The sequence below is a fragment of the Crossiella sp. CA-258035 genome (assembly GCF_030064675.1).
Classification (GTDB): Bacteria; Actinomycetota; Actinomycetes; order Mycobacteriales; family Pseudonocardiaceae; genus Crossiella.
The window spans coordinates 4,265,752-4,282,737 of the sequence record NZ_CP116413.1; the positions used below are offsets into that span (position 1 = coordinate 4,265,752).

Genomic DNA, 16,986 nt, shown 5'->3' on the forward strand with positions numbered 1-16,986 from the left:
GGTGCCCGCCTCAGGCCCGGCCCGACACCACGTCGCCGATGGCCTGGTCGAGCAGGTCCACGCCCAGGGCGAGCTCCTCCTCGGTCGCGGTCAGCGGCGGCGCGATCCGGAACACTCCGCCCATGCCCGGCAGCTGCACGATGTTCATGTGCAGCCCCAGTTCCAGGCAGCGCCGGGTGACCGCCGCGCCGAGCTCGTCGGATGCCTGCTTGGTTTCCCGGTTCACCACCAGTTCCAGCCCGGCCAGCAGGCCGCGGCCGCGGACGTCGCCGACCACCTCGTGCCGTTCCGCCAGCCGGGTCAGGCCCTGGCGCAGCCGCTCGCCCAGTCGCTGGGCGCGCTCGGCGAGGTTGTCGCGCTCGAGCACGTCGAGCACGGTGTTGCCGACCGCGGCGACCAGCGGGTCCGAGACGTGGGTGGTGAAGAAGAGGTAGTCGCGGCGGTGGGCCGCCTCCTCGATCTCCGCGCTGGTGATCACCGCGGCCAGCGGGAGTCCGGCGCCCAGGGTCTTGGACAGGGTGAGGATGTCCGGGACGATGCCGTCGCGTTCGAAGGCGTACCAGGTGCCGGTGCGGCACAGGCCGGTCTGGGCCTCGTCCAGGATCAGCAGCATGCCGCGCTCGCGGCACTTCTCGGCCAGCGCGGCGAAGTAGCCGGGCGGGGGTTCGAGCACGCCGCCGGAGGACAGGATCGGTTCCACCAGGCACGCGGCCAGGCTGCCGGTGGACTGGGCGTCGACCAGTTCGAAGCCGAAGTCCAGCTGCCGCCGCCAGTCCAGCTCGCCCTCGGGGGTGCAGAAGTCCGGGCGGTAGGTGTTCGGCGCGGGGATGGCCAGGTTGCCGGGCGCGGCCGGGCCGTAGCCCTTGCGGCCCGCGCTGTAGGTCGCGCCGGCCGCGGCCTGGGTCATGCCGTGCCAGGACCGGGCGAAGGAGACGATCTCGTGCTTGCCGGTGACCAGCTTGGCCATCCGCAGCGCGGCCTCGTTGACCTCCGCGCCGGTGGTCAGCAGCTGCACCTTCTCCAGCGGCTCCGGCAGGGTCCCGGCCAGCCGACGGGCCAGGTCGACCACCGGGCGGCTGAGCATGCCGCTGAACAGGTGGTCCAGCGTGCCGACCTGGCGGCGCACGGTGGCCACGATGTCGGGGTGGGAGTGGCCGAGGATCGCGCTCATCTGCCCTGAGGTGAAGTCCAGGATGCGGCGGCCGTCCTCGGTGCGCAGGAAACTGCCCTCGGCGCTGGCGATGATCTCTCGGGTGAACGTGCCGCCGTAGCGGACCAGGTGGCGGTCCACGTCGGCCCAGAACTCGGTGACCGGCGAATCGGTGGTCGGAGCAACCATGACTCGAAGCTAGAGCCGGCCCGAGCATCAGGTCCAGCTCACGATTCCGACTGTCCTGTTCGGCAGAACCGAACAACAATGGGGCCGTGCTGAACCCGTGGCGGCTGCGGCTGCTGAGCCAGCTGGACACCCTGGGCACCGTGCGCGCGGTCGCCGAGGCGGCCAGCCAGAGCGCCTCCAGCGTCTCCCAGCAGCTGTCCGTGCTGGAGGCGGAGACCCGCACCCAGCTGCTGGAACGCACCGGCCGCCGGGTCCGGCTGACCCCGGCGGGGCAGCTGCTCGCCCGCCGGGCGCGGGCCATCCTGGACCACATGGACACCGTGGAGGCGGAGCTGCGCAGCCTCGGCGCGGAACCGGCCGGGCTGGTCCGGCTGGGCGCGTTCCAGAGCGCGATCCACAGCCTGGCCGTGCCCGCGGTGACCCAGCTGGCCCGCACCCACCCGCAGCTGGAGATCGAGCTGCTGGAGCTGGAACCGCACGAGAGCATCCCGGCGCTGCGGGTGGGCGACGCGGACCTGATCATCACCACCCCGGACTTCGTCGAGGTCGCCCTCGGTCCGGACGTGGACGTGGTGCCGCTGGCGGTGGACCCGGTGGTGCTGGTGGTGCCGCAGGAGCAAGCCGGTCAGGGCCCGGCGGACCTGGCCGCCTACGCCGAGCAGCCGTGGGCCTTCGACGTGCCCGGCTCCTACATGGCCGGGCTGGCCACCCGGCTGTGCCGCCAGGCCGGGTTCGAGCCGAGGGTGGTGTGCCGCTTCAGCAACTACCTGATGACCCTCCAGCACGTGGAGGCCGGGCACTCGGTGACCCTGCTGCCCGCGCTGGCCGTGGACCGCCGCTACCGGGTGGCCACCCGCGAGCTGACCCCGGCGGTCACCCGCACCATCACCGCGGCGCTGCGGCGCGGCGCCCGGCCGAGGGCGGCGGTGAGCCTGGTGCTGGAGACGGTGCGCCGCCTGCCGGTGCCGCCTGGGCTGCTGCGGTCCTGAGCCTCAGGCCAGGCGCAGCAGGGCGTACTGGCTGGTGCCCTCGGGGGTGGTGTGCGTGCGGACCAGGTCGGCGAGCTGGTGCACCAGCAGCAGGCCGCGGCCGCCGCGCTGGCCGGGCGGGCGCGGGCGGCGGCCGGCCAGCGGATCGCTGAGCTGCCCGCCGTCGCGGACCTCGCAGTGCAGGTGTCCCTCGGCCAGCCACAGCCGGACCAGGCAGTCGGTCGCGGCGTGCCGCAGGCTGTTGGTGACCAGCTCGGTGACGATCAGCTCCAGCTGCGGCACCCGCTCGCCGTCCAGGCCGAACTCCAGCGCCTGGGCCGCGGTCCAGCGGCGGACCGGGCGCAGCTCGGCGGGGGAGCTGACCGCGCGCTCGGCCGCGGTCGCGGCGGCGGGCAGCGGCTGGTTGTAGCGGGCCACCACCTCGTCCGGGTCGTAGCGGTCGCTGTGCGCGCGCCGGTCGCCGTCCCAGATCTCCGGGTGGGTGGCGTGCGCGTCGGCGACCACGGCCGGGTCCAGCCGGGCGGTGTCGTAGGGGCAGACGATGGTGACCTCGCGCCCGGCGAAGGCGTGGTTGATCAGCGCCTCGTGCTGCACGCAGGCCGGGTACTCGGTGGCGGTGCGGCCCGGCCAGATCGGCTCGCCGATGATGTGCGCGTGCCGGTCGGCGTGGGTGTCGGCGAACTGGCGCAGCACGGTCGGGATGATCCGGCCGGGGTTGCGCCCGGCCACGGACATGTCGACCCAGTGCACCCGCTCGGCCGCGGCGCCGAGCGCGGCGTGCAGCACCGCGTGCCGGGACGGCGGGACCGCCACGGCGACCGGGTCACCGCGGTCGAGCCCGCCGGTGACGAAGGGCAGCAGTCCGGCCAGGTACTCCGCGTCATCGCGGTAGAACAGGGCTGGGTGCGTGAACGCACCGGCTGACAGGGTGTTCACTCGGCCTCTTCCACGCGTACGTCCGGCAGGCTCAGCAGCCGGACCAGGTAGGCGGCCCCCGGCCACCGGGTGTGCAGCACCAGGCTCGCCCCGTGCGCGGCGGCGTGCTCGGCCATCAGCAGCAGGCTGTGGTGGTCCAGGAAGTCCAGGTCGGTCGCGTCCACCGTCAGCAGGCCGTCGGTGGGCCGGGGACCGGCGTGCCGCCAGGCCCGCTCGAAGGTCTCCCGGCTGGCCAGGTCCAGCTCGCCGGTCAGGGTGAGCACGTGCTCGGTCGAGCTGTACAGCCGGAAGCCGAGACCGCCGGTGTTGCTCAGCGGGTGCAGCGCGGCGATCTCCTCGGCGACCTGCTCGTCCAGCTCCGCGCGGTGGTAGGCGCACATCGCGGAGAACGGCCGGGCCACCATGTGCTGGTCGACCAGGCGCTCATAGCTGGTGAACGCCCTGCTCACGGCCAGCGGGGTGCAGTTGGCGGCCACCCGCAGCCCGGTGTAGCCCTCGGCCACCGCCCGGTCGGTGGCCTGGTCGTAGGCGCGCGGCTGGCACACCGCGGCCAGCGGCACCACCCGCGCCGCGCCCCGCCGCAGCGCGTCACCCAGCTCGGTGTGCCCGCCCAGGTACTCGGCGGGGTCGCCGGGATCGTTCTCGGCGATGTACCAGACCTGTTGACCGAGGGAGAGCCCGTCGAGCAGGAACTCGCCCGCCCGCCGCCGGAACTCCGCCCGGTCGTCATAGACCCAGCAGAGGTGGTCCTGCGGCCCCAGGCCGCGGGCATGCTCGGTCACACCCGACTGTCGCACCCGGCAAGCCTAACCTGCGCCGGAACACGGTTTGCGCAGGCCATCCCGGGGAACAACCCGGGTGGAGGTGGTGAACCCATGAGTTCGCCAACGAACGCCCGCGACCACGTCGGTGTGCTGAACCAGGCCGTGGACGAGGCGTTGACCGCGATCGGCACCGGCACGCCGGACGACCCGGCGGCGCGGGCCCAGCGCGCGCGGCAGCCGCTGACCGCGGCGCTGGCACAGCTGGCCGGTGCGCGGGAGGAGCTGTCGCCGCGGGCGCTGGCCTACACCGAGGCCGCGTGCCGGCACCTGGAGTACGGCGAGCTGATGGAGGCGCGGATGCTGCTCACCGCGGTGCGCGCTCAGGCCGGGGCGGCCACGCAGCCCGCGCCGGTGGTCAGCCCGAGCTGACGGCGGACCGCGTCCAGGTAGGCGCAGCCGTCCCGCTTGTTCGGCTCCACGTAGCCGCCCTCGTGCCACTCGTTCCAGGCGTACAACGAGACGAAGTTGTCCACTGTGGACGGTCGGGTGGACTCGGCGATGTCCTGGCGCACCGCGGCCAGCAGGCGCTCGAAGCCGGGCAGGTCGGCGTCGGGGTACCAGCGGAACCGCTGCCGCAGCAGCTCCGGGTCCGGCCCTGGATCGGGGATGGAGATGGCGATCCGGGGGCGCTCGTCGAAGTCGGAGGTGGCGCAGCGCAGCAGCGTGCCGGGGAAGTTGCGGAAGAAGGCGCGCTGGTTGTCGGCGTAGCGCTGGTAGGAACGTGAGCTGTCGAACTGGCCGAGGCAGTCGCTGCCCTCGAAGCCGGTGCCGGCCGGGACGCCGCCGTTGACGGTGATCAGCACCTCCTCGCCGAGCTTCTCCCTGGCCCGCGCGCGGACCGCGTCGGTGAACCGGCGGGTGTCCTCCACGTGCATGCCGTCCGCGGTGCCCCGGCCGATGCCGCGGGCGTCGCACACGCTCAGGATCGGCCTGCCGTCGTTGGCGCGCAGGTAGTTCGGCTGGGTCAGGTAGGTGTCGACGATGAGGTTGGCGGCCTTGGTGATCTGCTCGGCGGGCAGCGCGAGGGAGACCGGCCCGTCCTTCCAGGGGTGCAGGCAGGGCAGCACGTTGAAGTCGATGTCGGTGCGGTTACTGGCTTTCAGGAACGCGCGCAGGCCCTCGATGTAGTTCTCCGCGCCGCCGTCGGCCGGGTTCCAGTACCAGTAGAAGCTGAAGTACCGCAGCCCCGCGCCGGTGGCCTGGATGATCTGCTTGCGCAGGGTCTCCGGCTGGGCGTCGTCGTAGAAGCCGATGGCCGGTTCCCGGTCGGTGAAGTCCTCCCGCGGCCAGTGCCAGGCGTTGCGCGGCACCCCCGCGCCCGCGAAGTCGCGCAGCCCGCCCCACCAGTCGCCGGCCCGGCCGTAGACCCGTTGCGTACCGGCCATCATGGCCTGGTTGCCCTTGGCGTCGAAGGTGCCGAAGTAGACCGCGCCGGTGCGGTGGAAGGCGGGCCACACATAGCCGAGCGGACCGTCCGTGCGGTAGCCGCGCCCGGCGAACTCGGCCTGCTTCGCCGCGGGCACCACCCGCCACTCGGCCCCGTTGGACATCCGGTACAGCAGTTCGGTGCCCGCCTGCTTGCCCGCCGCGAGGTGGCCGAGCACCCCGCCCTCGGTGAACCGGCCGGAGTCCAGCAGGCTCTGCCGCTCGCTCGCCGAGGCGGTCAGCAGGTAGGCCGAGCGGTCGGCCACCCGCAGCCGGTACAGCGGCTGGCTGCCGGGAAATGCCTGCCGCCGCAGGAAGCCGAGCCGGGTGTGCTGCCGCGCCATGCCGTACTGGCCCTCGGCGGCGTTGCCCTCGGCCTGCGACAGCGTCCAGAACCAGCCGGCCTGGCCCGCGGTGCGGAACTCCAGCAGCGGCACCGGATCCACGACCTTGCCTTCGGAGTTGGCCACCGCCGCCCGCGCGTCCGGCGAACCGGCCAGGGCAGCGAGCAGGCACACCACGAGCAGCAGACAGCGTCCGATCACGGGGTGCAGCCTAGCCCGGCCGCACCTGGGTCCTGGAGCGGCTGAACCGGCGCATGATCGGCCGCTCCCAGCACACGTAGAGCAGCGCGGCCAGCCCGAGCGCCAGCACCAGGCACACCGCCAGCACGATCACGCCGAGGCCGACGCTGCCGGGCCCGACGAACTGCTGCAGGCCGTAGGTCACCGTGCCCAGCACCATGCCGTGGGTGAGGTAGAAGGCGTAGGTGGTGTCGCCGAGGAAGACCAGCGGACGGCTGCGCAGCGGGGTGAACGTGTCCTCGACATCCGCCCTGGCCAGCGCGGTGGTAAGCAGCGCCAGCGGCACGATCCACATCGCCACCTGGGTGAACACCGGCGGCAGCCACAGGCTCACCACGTAGCAGGCCACCAGGATCCCGGTCGACATGGCCAGGCCGATCCGGGGGGCCAGGCCGAGCAGCAACCGCCGGGCGCACAGCATGCCGATCAGGAACTCCAGCGCCCTGGTGGGCGGGAAGTGGGTGGAGAACCACAGCTCGTACAGGCCGATGTCGGTGCCCTCGATGGGCTGCGGCCCGGTCGGGATCACGAAGCGGGACAGGAACGGGATGGCCAGCCCGACCGCGGCGGTGCCCCAGAACCAGCGACCCAAGTTCTCCGGCCGGATCCGGTTGATCCAGCTGAGCAGGAACGGGAAGCTGAAGTAGAAGAACAGCTCGCAGCTCAGCGTCCAGCTGACCGCGTTCACGCTGGTCATCAGCTGGTAGTTGGGCCACCAGCCGTGCAGCAGCAACAGGTTGGGCAGCCACAGCCACAGCGCGGGCAGCCCGGCCAGCAGCCCGACCACCGCGAACATCAGCACGTGGTTGGGGTAGATCTTGAAGAACCGCCTGCGCCAGAACCGCTTCAGCGTGTCACCCGGCGGTGCGACGAAGGTGAGGATGAACCCGCTGAGGATGAAGAAGAAGGACACCCCGACCGAGCCCATGTTGATGGCCACCGCCCGGTAGCCGTCCTTGACCGCCTGGTCGCCGAGCACGTTGACGAAAATTCCGTGCGTGGCGAAGACCAGCAACGCGGCCACGAACCGCATCCCGGTCAGCGAGGGCAACCTGGCCTGGTGCGGGGAGACCCGCGCGGCCGGAGGCGCGGCAAGACCATCCAACGGACACCTCCGGTACGAGAGCGCGGCTGGCCGCCAACCTAGCCAGCGGTGCTGTCAGCGGGTTTGCAGATCGGTACGCCCAGACTTCCAGTCCGGTGCCGCAGACTGGATATCTAGCCAGGTCAAGGGCGTGCGGGCGGGGCGTGGCCTGGTGCAGGACTGGTGCAGCGGGGCGGGGAGCCCGCCCCGCTGGCGGTCAGGCGTGGGTGAGCTGTTCGCGGAGGATGTCGCCGTGCCCCGCGTGCCGGGCGAACTCCTCGATCATGGCCAGCAGGGTGAACCGCATGCTGATGGTGCCCTCGCGGGGGATGTCCTTGGTGTCGTCGAGGCTGAAGCGCGCGGCGATCTCCCGCGACCGCTGGCTTGTCCGCTCGAACTCAGCGATCACGTCGGCCAGGGTCTCGTCCTCGGTGACGGCGAAGGTGCCCAGGTCCCGCGCGGCGTACCCGTCGCACTCGGACTCCTCAAGCCCGGCCCAGAACCGCTGGAACCAGATCCGCTCGGCCGCCGCGGCGTGCTTGAGCAGGGAGATCGGGGTGGTCAGCGAGGCGACGAGCTTGCGGCGGGCGTCGGCTTCGGAGAGGCCGCGGGCGGTCTCGATCAGGGCTTCGCGGTTGCGGTCGAGCATGTTCTCGATGAGCGCTCGCTCGGTGCCGTTGGTGATCCTGGTGGTGCTCATGGGTTTTTCTCCGTTTTTTGGGTGTGGTTGTGACGCGGACGGGGGGGACCCGGCCGGGAGATGGAGCGGGGTGGGGACGTCGGGCGTCCGGAGTGCGGGCGGGAATGGACACCGCGGCCGCGATCAGTTGCCGGGCAGATCCGGTGAAGGCGCCGACGTCGTCATCGTAGCGCGTGCCGGAAGGCGGCTTCCCCGGCCCCGGTTTCCGGCAGGTCAACTGTCACCCGATACTGTGCCGAATCTGGTAACCAAGCGGAGTGGAGTCATGACAGATCGTGACATCGGGGGTGGCCCGGATGGGGGATCAGTGGCCGGGCCACCAAACGGTGGTCTCGTTCGAGTCGCCCAGCAGGAGCAGTTCAGCCTGGGTGTCATGCGCATGATCGCCGCCGCCGCAGGCTGCTCGATCAAGACCCACGAGACCGACTACGACGGAGTCGACCTCACCATCGCCGCCTCCGCTGAGTACGAGACCTTCTACGGCCCGCAAGTCGAGGTCCAGGTCAAATGCACCACCCAGCAGGACCTGCTCAAAGATGATCACCTGGTGTGGTGCCTGGCGCGGAAGCCGTTCCGCAAGCTGACCCACCCGAAGCGGTACATCCCGGCGCTGCTGGCAGTGGTGCTGATACCGAAAGAGCCGACCGAGTGGCTACCGCTCTCGGAAGAGGGACTGGTCAGTCCCTGTCGCGTGTACTGGGAGCATGCTGCGAACCTGGGCACCATCGAGGACGATATGGGCAGCAGGACAGTGCGCCTGCCCAGAAGTAACCTGCTCACGGTGGACGCCCTCAAGGGCATCATGAAGGTGATCGGCGAAGGGGGTCAGTGGTGAACAGCGTTTCGCTCGACAGCTACCGCGATCTCGCGTCGACCCTGTCCCCGCCGGCGGTCTCGCAGTACCTGGCCACGCACGACTGGCAGCTGGAGACCAGGGACGGCGAGGTCAGGGAGATCTGGCGGCTGCCGGGTGAGCACGGTCTGCTCGGGCGGATCATGCTGCCGCTGGCCACCGACTACGCCGACTTCCCCGAGCGCTTCCGCGACACCCTGCGCGCTCTTGCCACGATCTACGACTGGGACCCGGCCCAACTGGGTGAGCGGATCGCCGCCGCCCGAGCCGACTTGTTCTTCGTCCGGCTCGACCAGGAGGTGGCTGACGGGACCATTCCGTTCCGGCAGGCCGAAGCCACGCTGGACGCGCTGCTCAGGATGATGAAGGCCGCCGCGACGACCGCGGACGACCCCACGCACTCGCACCGGGGACGGCGTTCGGCCAGGGTCACCGAGTTCCTGGAAGACGACATCCGCCTTGGCCACACCCAGCGTGGCAGTTTTGTCTTCACCGTGGTCTCCCGGCTGGGCGATCGCGGGGAGTCCGCGGTCTCCTTCCCGCGCAAGGCGATGACCACGCTGGCCACCGGCCTGCACTCGGCGCGGCAGCTCGCCGTGCACTGGGACGAGAGCGCGCTGAGCGATCCGGGGCGACGGGGGCTGAGCGCCAGTCTGGTGGAGTCGCTGCTGGAGCTGACCCAGCCGGAGGGCTTGCGCGCGCTGGACCTGTCCTTCGGCTGGGCGGCCGCCGAGCCGCCGCCGGTGGTGGACAGCTCGCACATCATCCTTGACCGCAACGTGATGGCCGGGCTGCCGCGGGTGCGCGAAGTGTTGGTGCGCAACGAGGAGCCGCCGCGCCGGGAGACACTGGTCGGGGTGGTGCGCACCCTGAACCGGGACGACTCCGCGGATGACGACCAGGACGTCACCAGCGTCGTGCTGGCCGCCCATGTCGGCGGGCGGTTGCGGAAGGTGCACGTCCCGCTGGCCGGTGCGGACTACGAGTCGGCGATCCGCGCGCACCAGAACAAGCGCCCGATGGTCGTCACCGGTGATCTCCGGTTCGAGCGTGGCGCCTGGCGGCTCACCGGGCAGATCACCGTGGACGCGAGCTTCGCCCGCTGACCCACCGGCCGGTGGCCCGCCCGAACACCTCAGGCGGGCCACCGCGACCAATCAGCTCAACGTCTCCCGGACCCGCCGGGCCGCCGCCACCATCCGCCGCAGCGCCGGATCCACCTCCGCATACCCGCGCGTCTTCAACCCGCAGTCCGGATTGACCCACAACCGCTTCGCCGGCACCGCATCCGCCGCCGCGGCAACCAGGTCAGCGACCTCCTCCTCGCTCGGCACCCGTGGCGAGTGGATGTCGTACACCCCCGGCCCGACTCCTCGGCTGAAGCCGGTGGCGCGCAGGTCGGCCAGCACCTCCATCTTCGAGCGGGCCGCCTCGATGGTGGTGACGTCGGCGCCCAGGCCGTCGATGGCGTCGATGACCTCGCTGAACTCGGAGTAGCAGAGGTGGGTGTGGATCTGGGTTCCTGAGGCGGCGCCCGCGACGGCGAGCTGGAATGCGCCGACGGACCAGTCCAGGTACTCCGGCTGGTCGGCCGCGCGCAGGGGGAGGAGCTCGCGGAGGGCGGGTTCGTCGACCTGGATGATCCGGATGCCCGCTGCTTCCAGGTCGGCGATCTCCGCGCGCAGGGCCAGGGCGACCTGGTCGGCGGTGTGTGCCGGTGGCTGGTCGTCGCGGACGAAGGACCAGGCCAGGATGGTGACCGGGCCGGTGAGCATGCCCTTGACCGGTTTGCCGGTCAGCGACTGGGCGTAGGCGGCCCAGTCCACCGTGATCGGCGCGGGGCGGGTGACGTCGCCGTGGATGATCGGCGGGCGCACGCACCGCGAGCCGTAGGACTGCACCCAGCCCTGGTCGGTGACCGCGCAGCCGTCCAGGTGTTCGGCGAAGTACTGCACCATGTCGTTGCGCTCCGGCTCGCCGTGCACCAGCACGTCCAGGCCGATCTCCTCCTGGAGTTTGATCACCCTGGCGATCTCGGCGCGCATCCGGTCGGTGTACTGCGCCTCGGTCAGCTCACCGGAGCGCAGCCCGGCCCGCGCGGCGCGGATCTCGCCGGTCTGCGGGAACGAGCCGATGGTGGTGGTGGCCAGCGGCGGCAGGCCCAGCAGCGCGTCCTGGGCGGCGGCGCGTTCGGCGTAGGGCGCGCGGCTGCGGTCGGCCGGGGTCAGCGCGGCGATCTTGGCGCGCACCGCCTCGTCGCGACGGGGTTCGGCGGCGGGCTGGCCGACCCAGTCGTCGTCCACGCCCTCGCGCAGTGCCTTGCCGACCAGCACGACCTCGCGCACCTTCTGCCGGGCGAAGGCCAGCCGGGAGCGGACCTCCGGGTCCAGCGTGGTCTCGGCGTCCAGGTCGTAGGGCACGTGCAGCAGGGTCGAGGAGGTGGAGACCGCGACCTCGCGGGCGGCGCCCAGCAGCGAGGCCGAGGTGGCCACCGCCTGCCGCAGGTCCGCCCGCCACACGTTGCGGCCGTCGATCACCCCGGCGACCAGCGTTTTCTCCCGCAGGGCCGGGATGCTGGCGATGCCCTCGACAGCACCGGCGACCAGGTCCACCGCGATGGCTTCCACCGCGGTGGCGGCCAGCACCGGCAGGGCCGGGCCGAGTGCGCCGTAGTAGCCGGTGACCAGCAGCTTCGGCCGGTCGGGGACCTCGGTGAGCCGGTCGTAGGCGCGGCCCAGCGCGGCCAGTTCGGCCTCGTTGCGGTCGGCGGCGAAGGCGGGCTCGTCGAACTGCACCCAGGTGACGCCCTCGGCGGCGAGCAGGCCGAGCAGTTCGGTGTAGACCGCGAGCAGGTCGTCCAGCCGGGCCAGCGGGTCCGCGCCCTTGGCCAGCAACAGGAAGGTCACCGGGCCGAGCAGCACCGGCCGGGTCTCCACCTCCAGCGCCTTGGCCTCGCGGTACTCCGCGATCGGTTTGCCGCCGGCCAGCCAGAACTGGGTGTCCTGGCCGATCTCCGGGACCAGGTAGTGGTAGTTGGTGTCGAACCACTTCGTCATCTCCAGCGGCGGCACCTCGTCGGTGCCCCGCGCGGCGGCGAAGTAGGTGTCCAGATCGTGGTCCTGCTGGTAGCGGGCGGGGACCGCGCCGACCAGGACGGCGGTGTCGAGCACCTGGTCGTAGAAGGAGAAGGTGTTGGAGGGCACCGAGTCCAGTCCCGCCTCGCGCAGCTCCAGCCAGGTGGCCGCGCGCAGCCGCGCGGCGGTGCCGAGCAGGGTGTCCCGGTCGATGCGGCCCGCCCAGTACTGCTCCACCGCGCGTTTGAGCTCCCGGCGTGGACCGATCCGCGGATAACCCAGGACGGTGGCGCCGATACCGCTGGTCACAAGCTCTCTCCTCGCGAGCGTGCTGAGGTCCGGACGACCTGCGGGCACACCGGCGGGAGACGGCACGAAGCCGCGTCCGCACAAGCCCGCCCGAGAGGCTTCCGGACTCCGCGCACCCGGCGGGCGCGCGGGCCGGTGGCAGGTCTTCGGACTCACGGGCGCAGAGCTCGCTCCTACCGGCCGTCGCTTCCCACGCTCAGCGCGCAGTGCTTGATGACGGCTTTCGTTCCCGTTCACCGCTGCGGGGCAGTCCCGGATTCCCACCGGGTTCCCTCTTGCCTCGATCAGCCGTCACCGGCCGGGCGAACCACCAGCGAGGCGAGCGTATCGCAAGGCGCGCAACTGTTTCATGATGCGGGAATCACACCGGATCCGTGGTTTTGCGGCGCAGCAGGTAGCTGTCCATGATCCAGCCCTTGGCCGCGCGGGCCCGTTCCCTGGTGGCCACGATGTGCTCGGCGACCTCGGCCAGCGGCCCGGAGACCAGGATCTCGTCCGCGGTGCCCACGTAGGCGCCCCAGTGGATGGTCACCCCGGGCTCGTCCCGGTACTGGAGGAACGTGTTGCCGGAGTCCAGCATCACCAGCACGTCGTCCACCTGCGCCGGCCAGCCCGAGGCCAGCCTGCGGCCGGTGGTGATCTGCACCGAGCCGGCGATCTGGTTGAAGGTGACCCGGTGCCGGGCGGCCAGCGCGGACAGGCTGCTGATGCCCGGCCGCACCCGCACCTCGAAGTCCACCTCGCCGCGGGCCAGCACCTCCTCGACCACCGCGATGATGCTGTCGTAGAGCGCGGGATCGCCCCACACCAGGAACGCGCCGGTCTCGTCGGGACCCAGGTGCTCGGTGATCAGCTGCTGGCACACCTCGGCCCGGCGGGAGCGCCAGTCCGCCACGGCGCCGGTGTAGGCATCGGCCTCCCGGCGCCGTGGCGGGTCCTCGGCCCTGGCCACCCGGTACCCGCCCTCGGGCAGGTGGGTGTCCAGGATCAGCTGGCGCAGGTCGGACAGCTCGCGGGCCTGACCGGGCTTGTCCAGGAAGAACACCACGTCGGCCTGCCGCAGCGCGGCCACCGCCTCCACCGTGACCTGCCCGGGATCGCCCGCCCCGATGCCGACCACCTCGACCACCCGTGCCACCTGAACCCCGTTCCGTCGTCCGCTGCGGGGACGATTGTGCGGCATCGGGTGTCGGGGGCCTCAGCCCAGGCTGGCCCGGACGGTGTAGTCGGCGCCGGACTTGGCCACCACCTGGATGCGCACCCCGTTCGTGGCGTCGGTGAAGGTGGCCACCTCACCGGGTCCGAGGTCGTAGGGGGCGTTGTTCAAGCCGAGGCCGCCGCAGCTGGTGTTCGGCTGGGCGTCCATTACCCGGACCGGGCCGCTGCCGCTGGCGGTGCGCGAGTCGATCCGGTAGATCAGCACGCCGGTGTCGCAGGCCCTGGTGTCCAGCCCGATCCGCTGCCGCACCTCGGCGATGTACGCCGTGCTCGGGCCGTGCCGCACGACCACCGCCTTGGTGCCGGGCTCGGTCTCCACCGGGGTGACCGTCTGCTCGATGGTGCCGCCGCGGGTGGCCAGGCAGGCGATCTGGGTGTCGGCCAGCCAGCCCAGCTTCCACTTGTGCCAGGCGAAGTGGTCGGGGGCCGGGCCCCACATGTGCCCCATCACGTCCCAGCCGCCGGTCCAGCCGAACCCGCCGGGCCCGCCGTAGGTGTCGGGCAGGCTGAGCAGGTGCCCGCCCTCGTGGTTGAGCAGGATGTGCCCGTCCCGGTAGCGGGAGGTGGCCAGGTTGGTCTCGGCCAGGATGGTGTTGCCGTCGGCCTGGATGCGCTCGAAGGTGGCGTAGCCGCGGGTGTAGCCGGAGCGGCGCGAGGGCACCAGCAGCAGCGCGTCGGTCTCGGCGAAGTCGAAGTGCGGGTCGGCCAGCGCGACCGCGTTGCGGAAGATGCTGGCCAGCGCCGGATCGTCGGTGACCACGTCCGGCCGGTGGTCCTGTCCGCGCATCAGCGGGTGCGCGGCGGCCTGGTCGTTGAGCGTGGAGGGCAGTCGCAGCCAGCGCTTGTACGGCAGGATGTCCAGGTCGAACTTGCCGTAGGAGCTGGCCGCGTACCAGTTCTCGCTGACCGGGGAGAACAGGTTCAGCTCCGACTCCACCGAGGTGTCGGCGGGCGCGTTGGCGAAGTCGACGAACAGCATCGCCATCTTCACCTTGCCTGCCGGTCGCGGGAAGTTGCGCCAGTCGGTGGGACCTTCGGAGAGGAAACCGCCGGGGGAGACCTGGCAGGAGCGGGCCGGGTCGGGCGCGGCGGCCGCCGGGGTGCTGACGGACAGGGACAGGGGCAGGGTGAGCAGGGCCGCCAGCGCGAGTGGCAGGCGGCGGGGGTGGAACCGCATGGTGACCTCCATGAGGAATGCAGGGCCGCTGCCAGCTTCTCCAGCGGGCCGCGCGGCGTCTTCGGTCAGCTGTCGCGGACCCTGGCCGCGGCTGCGACACCTGTCGCGGGGTAGCGCCCGGCCAGCCGCCCGAGCTTGAGCGCGGTGTGCAGGCACAGCCGGTCGCCGCCGTCGCGCAGGTCGGCCCCGGTCAGCTCCTCGATCCGGCGCAGCCGGTAGTACAGCGTGGCCCGGTGCAGGTGCAGCCGGGCCGCCGCGACCGGCACGTTGCCGCCGAGGTCGAGGTAGGTCTCCAGGGTGTGCAGCAGGTGCGGACCGGCCTCGTCGGTGAACAGCCGCTCCAGCCCCGGGTGCACCGAGGCCCGGCTCAGCGCGGTCGCCGACAGCTGGCTCAGCAGCCGGTAGATGCCCAGCTCCGGCCAGCGCAGCACCCGGCCCAGCTCGGGCAGGCGGGCCGCGACCCCGGCCGCGTCCAGTGCCTCCCGCACGGTGTCAGCCGCCTCCGCCAGGCACGGCCGGGGCGCGCCGACGCCGACCGGTGCGCCGAGGCTGTCGGCGAACAGCTCGGCACAGCGGGTCGCGGTGTGGGGCAGCAACAAGACCTCGTGGTCCTCGTGCCGCAGGCGCAGGCCCGGCCAGTTGCGGATCGGGCCCGGCCGCCGCGGACCGGCCACCGCGACCACTCCGGTAGCCGGGAAGCGGCCCTGTGCGATGAGCAAGCGGGCGGCCCGCGCCCCGACCGACCGGTCGGCGGAGAGCAGGTCCCGCACGGGGTCCTCGGGCGCGGCGGGCAGCAGGGCGGCGAGGCGGTCGGCGACCAGTTCGGCCAGCGTGACCTCGGCCTCGGACATCGACTCGGTGGCGTCGAGCAGCCAGAGGAAGCCGAGCAGCGCGTCCCCGGCCCGCATCGGCACGCAGACCCTGGGCAGCATGTTCAGCTCGGGGCAGGCCGGCAGGCGCACCGCGCGGCCGGAGTCGAACACGCCCCGGCGGCGCAGCCAGTCGGCCACCTCCGGCGCGGCCCAGCCCCGGCTGAGCGAGGCCCGGCGCACCTCGTCACCGGCTTTGTCGTGCGGGCTGGCGGCGAGCAGTTCCAGGTCGGGGTTCTCGATCACGGCCGGTCGGCCCAGCGCCACGGTGAGGCTGTCCACCGCGCGCTGGACGCATGCACGATCACGCATGGCCGAGCACGTTAGTGCTGGTGGGGCAGTGGATTCCGATTCGGCGGCCAACTGTCTAGAGCTGTCGAAGCGGGGCCGAGCCGTTCGCGCAGCCCGGCAAGCTCCCGGCTGATCACGGTCATCCCGGCGCGCCGGGCGGCCGGCAGCACCGGCGCGGCGGTGGCCAGCGCGGCCTCCGGCTGCCCGGCGCAGGCCCGGCTGTCGGCCAGCCGCAGGGTCAGCAGCACCAGTGAGGGGTACATCCGCGGCGGCACGCTGGCCAGTGAGTGCCGGGCGAACTCGACCGCCCGGTCCGCGCACCCCCGCTCGCCGGTGCGCGCGGCCAGGTCGCGCAGCCCACCGGCCAGGAAGGAGCTGACGAAGGTCTGGCCCTCGGCCCCGCACAGCCAGGGCGCTTCGAGGTGGTCCCGCTCGTCCAGTCGTTCGGCCAGGGCCAGCGCCCGCGCGGCCAGCCGGTCGAACTCGCCGCGGTCGCCGAGCAGCGCGTAGCCCCTGGCCGCGTGCAGCTGGGCGTGCAGCCGGACCCAGCCGCGCCGGGGATCGGTGTCCCGCGCGGCCCTGGCGAAGGCGATGGCCGAGCCGCCGTCGCCCTCCAGCCGGGCCACCGAGCTCATCCGGGTGTACAGCCCGCACATCGCGGGCACGTTGCCCGCGGCCTGCCCCCAGTCCACGCCGCGCTGGAACCAGGCCATGCCCAGCCCGTGCTGACCGCGCTCCACCCGCAGCCACCCGGCCAGGTCGGCGAAGTGCGCGGCCAGCCCAGCCAGCGCGGTGACCACCGGCTCCTCCGCCGCGCGCATCGCCTCGGCCATGGCGTGCAGGCAGCCCTCCACCGCGACGGTGATGCCGGTGGTGACGCACTCCAGGTTGATCTGGCTGTACCCGGCCAGCAGCGCGGCGAACCCGTGCACCACCGCCGCGCCCGGCCCTTCCGGCGGCGCGTCCGCGACGCAGCCGCGGTAGCCGTGCAGCGGGCAGCCGATGCCGTACACCGGGAACCGGGCCCGCCAGCTGCGCAGCGTGCCGTCGGCGGAACCCGTTGCCAGGCTCGGCAATGGCGGTGGGACCGCCGGTTCCTGGTCGGTGCCGGGCTGGCTGAGCATGGTCAGCTCGCCGCCGGTGCCGAGCAGCTCGTCGGCCCGGCAGGCGAGCTCGGCAGTCGGGCGCCGACTGCCGAGCTCGAGCTTGGAGAGGTAGGAGTGGTGGTAGCCGAGCCGGGTGGCGAGCTGGGCCTGGGTGAACCCGGCCCGCTCGCGCCAGTGCCGCAACCGCGCCCCGAACATCAGCACCCGG

The 16,986-nt window shown here is 72.4% G+C and carries 15 protein-coding genes and 1 riboswitch; of the genes, 4 read left to right on the forward strand and 11 right to left on the reverse strand.

Features of this window, described 5'->3' with window-relative positions; genetic code table 11:
• Positions 1–10: 10 nt before the first annotated feature.
• Entirely contained in the window at positions 11–1,339 is a 1,329-nt protein-coding gene (locus N8J89_RS19415; RefSeq protein WP_283665787.1) for an aspartate aminotransferase family protein, read from the reverse strand.
• A gap of 86 nt (positions 1,340–1,425) precedes the next feature.
• Between N8J89_RS19415 and N8J89_RS19420 the strand changes: the two genes are divergently transcribed.
• On the forward strand, positions 1,426–2,328 hold the full coding sequence (locus tag N8J89_RS19420) for a LysR substrate-binding domain-containing protein (RefSeq protein WP_283665788.1): 903 nt from the start codon (positions 1,426–1,428) through the stop codon (positions 2,326–2,328).
• A gap of 3 nt (positions 2,329–2,331) precedes the next feature.
• Here N8J89_RS19420 and N8J89_RS19425 read toward each other — a convergent pair whose 3' ends face one another.
• Both N8J89_RS19425 and N8J89_RS19430 read right to left on the reverse strand, forming a co-directional pair.
• Positions 2,332–3,255: an anti-sigma factor RsbA family regulatory protein gene (locus tag N8J89_RS19425; protein ID WP_283666198.1), complete on the reverse strand. Its 924-nt coding sequence runs from the start codon at positions 3,253–3,255 to the stop codon at positions 2,332–2,334.
• Between the two features lie 5 nt (positions 3,256–3,260).
• On the reverse strand, positions 3,261–4,061 hold the full coding sequence (locus tag N8J89_RS19430; RefSeq protein WP_283665789.1) for an MEDS and STAS domain-containing protein: 801 nt from the start codon (positions 4,059–4,061) through the stop codon (positions 3,261–3,263).
• Positions 4,062–4,139: 78 nt separating this feature from the next.
• Here N8J89_RS19430 and N8J89_RS19435 point away from each other — a divergent pair, with 78 nt between their 5' ends.
• Positions 4,140–4,457: a hypothetical protein gene (locus tag N8J89_RS19435; RefSeq protein WP_283665790.1), complete on the forward strand. Its 318-nt coding sequence runs from the start codon at positions 4,140–4,142 to the stop codon at positions 4,455–4,457.
• On the opposite strand, the gene N8J89_RS19440 is transcribed toward N8J89_RS19435, so the two are convergent.
• From N8J89_RS19440 to N8J89_RS19450, 3 genes are all read right to left on the reverse strand, one after another.
• On the reverse strand, positions 4,409–6,058 hold the full coding sequence (locus N8J89_RS19440; RefSeq protein ID WP_283665791.1) for a glycoside hydrolase family 99-like domain-containing protein: 1,650 nt from the start codon (positions 6,056–6,058) through the stop codon (positions 4,409–4,411). The two genes, N8J89_RS19435 and N8J89_RS19440, sit on opposite strands and share 49 nt — an antisense overlap.
• 10 nt (positions 6,059–6,068) lie before the next feature.
• Positions 6,069–7,202, reverse strand: a complete 1,134-nt coding sequence (locus tag N8J89_RS19445; RefSeq protein WP_283665792.1) for an acyltransferase family protein — start codon at positions 7,200–7,202, stop codon at positions 6,069–6,071.
• Between the two features lie 196 nt (positions 7,203–7,398).
• Positions 7,399–7,881, reverse strand: a complete 483-nt coding sequence (locus N8J89_RS19450) for a DinB family protein (protein WP_283665793.1) — start codon at positions 7,879–7,881, stop codon at positions 7,399–7,401.
• Positions 7,882–8,146: 265 nt separating this feature from the next.
• Here N8J89_RS19450 and N8J89_RS19455 point away from each other — a divergent pair, with 265 nt between their 5' ends.
• On the forward strand, positions 8,147–8,716 hold the full coding sequence (locus N8J89_RS19455) for a DUF4365 domain-containing protein (RefSeq protein WP_283665794.1): 570 nt from the start codon (positions 8,147–8,149) through the stop codon (positions 8,714–8,716).
• On the forward strand, positions 8,713–9,840 hold the full coding sequence (locus N8J89_RS19460; RefSeq protein WP_283665795.1) for a hypothetical protein: 1,128 nt from the start codon (positions 8,713–8,715) through the stop codon (positions 9,838–9,840). The genes N8J89_RS19455 and N8J89_RS19460 overlap by 4 nt, the downstream gene beginning before the upstream one ends.
• A 51-nt stretch (positions 9,841–9,891) precedes the next feature.
• Here the strand turns inward: N8J89_RS19460 and metE are convergent, their stop codons facing one another.
• The 5 genes from metE to N8J89_RS19485 form a co-directional block, all read right to left on the reverse strand.
• The gene (gene metE, locus N8J89_RS19465) at positions 9,892–12,117 is read right to left on the reverse strand and encodes a 5-methyltetrahydropteroyltriglutamate--homocysteine S-methyltransferase (protein ID WP_283665796.1); all 2,226 of its coding nucleotides are present in this window, start codon (positions 12,115–12,117) and stop codon (positions 9,892–9,894) included.
• A gap of 120 nt (positions 12,118–12,237) precedes the next feature.
• A riboswitch (cobalamin riboswitch) is annotated at positions 12,238–12,444 on the reverse strand.
• A gap of 34 nt (positions 12,445–12,478) precedes the next feature.
• The gene (cobF, locus tag N8J89_RS19470) at positions 12,479–13,300 is read right to left on the reverse strand and encodes a precorrin-6A synthase (deacetylating) (RefSeq protein WP_502868465.1); all 822 of its coding nucleotides are present in this window, start codon (positions 13,298–13,300) and stop codon (positions 12,479–12,481) included.
• 15 nt (positions 13,301–13,315) lie between these two features.
• A complete protein-coding gene (locus N8J89_RS19475; protein WP_283665798.1) occupies positions 13,316–14,512 on the reverse strand; it encodes a metallopeptidase domain-containing protein in 1,197 nt (398 codons plus the stop codon).
• A 65-nt stretch (positions 14,513–14,577) separates the two neighbouring features.
• A complete protein-coding gene (locus N8J89_RS19480) occupies positions 14,578–15,693 on the reverse strand; it encodes a PucR family transcriptional regulator (RefSeq protein WP_283665799.1) in 1,116 nt (371 codons plus the stop codon).
• 11 nt (positions 15,694–15,704) lie between these two features.
• Positions 15,705–16,976 carry a helix-turn-helix domain-containing protein gene (locus tag N8J89_RS19485; protein WP_283666199.1) on the reverse strand — a complete coding sequence of 424 codons (1,272 nt, stop codon included), beginning with the start codon at positions 16,974–16,976 and terminating at the stop codon, positions 15,705–15,707.
• Positions 16,977–16,986: the final 10 nt, after the last annotated feature.

Bases quoted from the DNA above. Each gene is read 5' to 3' on its own strand.
- N8J89_RS19415 (WP_283665787.1), bottom strand. From the start codon at position 1,339: ATGGTTGCTCCGACCACCGATTCGCCGGTCACCGAGTTCTGGGCCGAC.
- N8J89_RS19435 (WP_283665790.1), top strand. From the start codon at position 4,140: ATGAGTTCGCCAACGAACGCCCGCGACCACGTCGGTGTGCTGAACCAG.
- N8J89_RS19450 (WP_283665793.1), bottom strand. From the start codon at position 7,881: ATGAGCACCACCAGGATCACCAACGGCACCGAGCGAGCGCTCATCGAG.
- N8J89_RS19455 (WP_283665794.1), top strand. From the start codon at position 8,147: ATGACAGATCGTGACATCGGGGGTGGCCCGGATGGGGGATCAGTGGCC.
- cobF (WP_502868465.1), bottom strand. From the start codon at position 13,300: ATGCCGCACAATCGTCCCCGCAGCGGACGACGGAACGGGGTTCAGGTG.
- N8J89_RS19475 (WP_283665798.1), bottom strand. From the start codon at position 14,512: ATGCGGTTCCACCCCCGCCGCCTGCCACTCGCGCTGGCGGCCCTGCTC.
- N8J89_RS19480 (WP_283665799.1), bottom strand. From the start codon at position 15,693: ATGCGTGATCGTGCATGCGTCCAGCGCGCGGTGGACAGCCTCACCGTG.
- N8J89_RS19485 (WP_283666199.1), bottom strand. From the start codon at position 16,976: ATGTTCGGGGCGCGGTTGCGGCACTGGCGCGAGCGGGCCGGGTTCACC.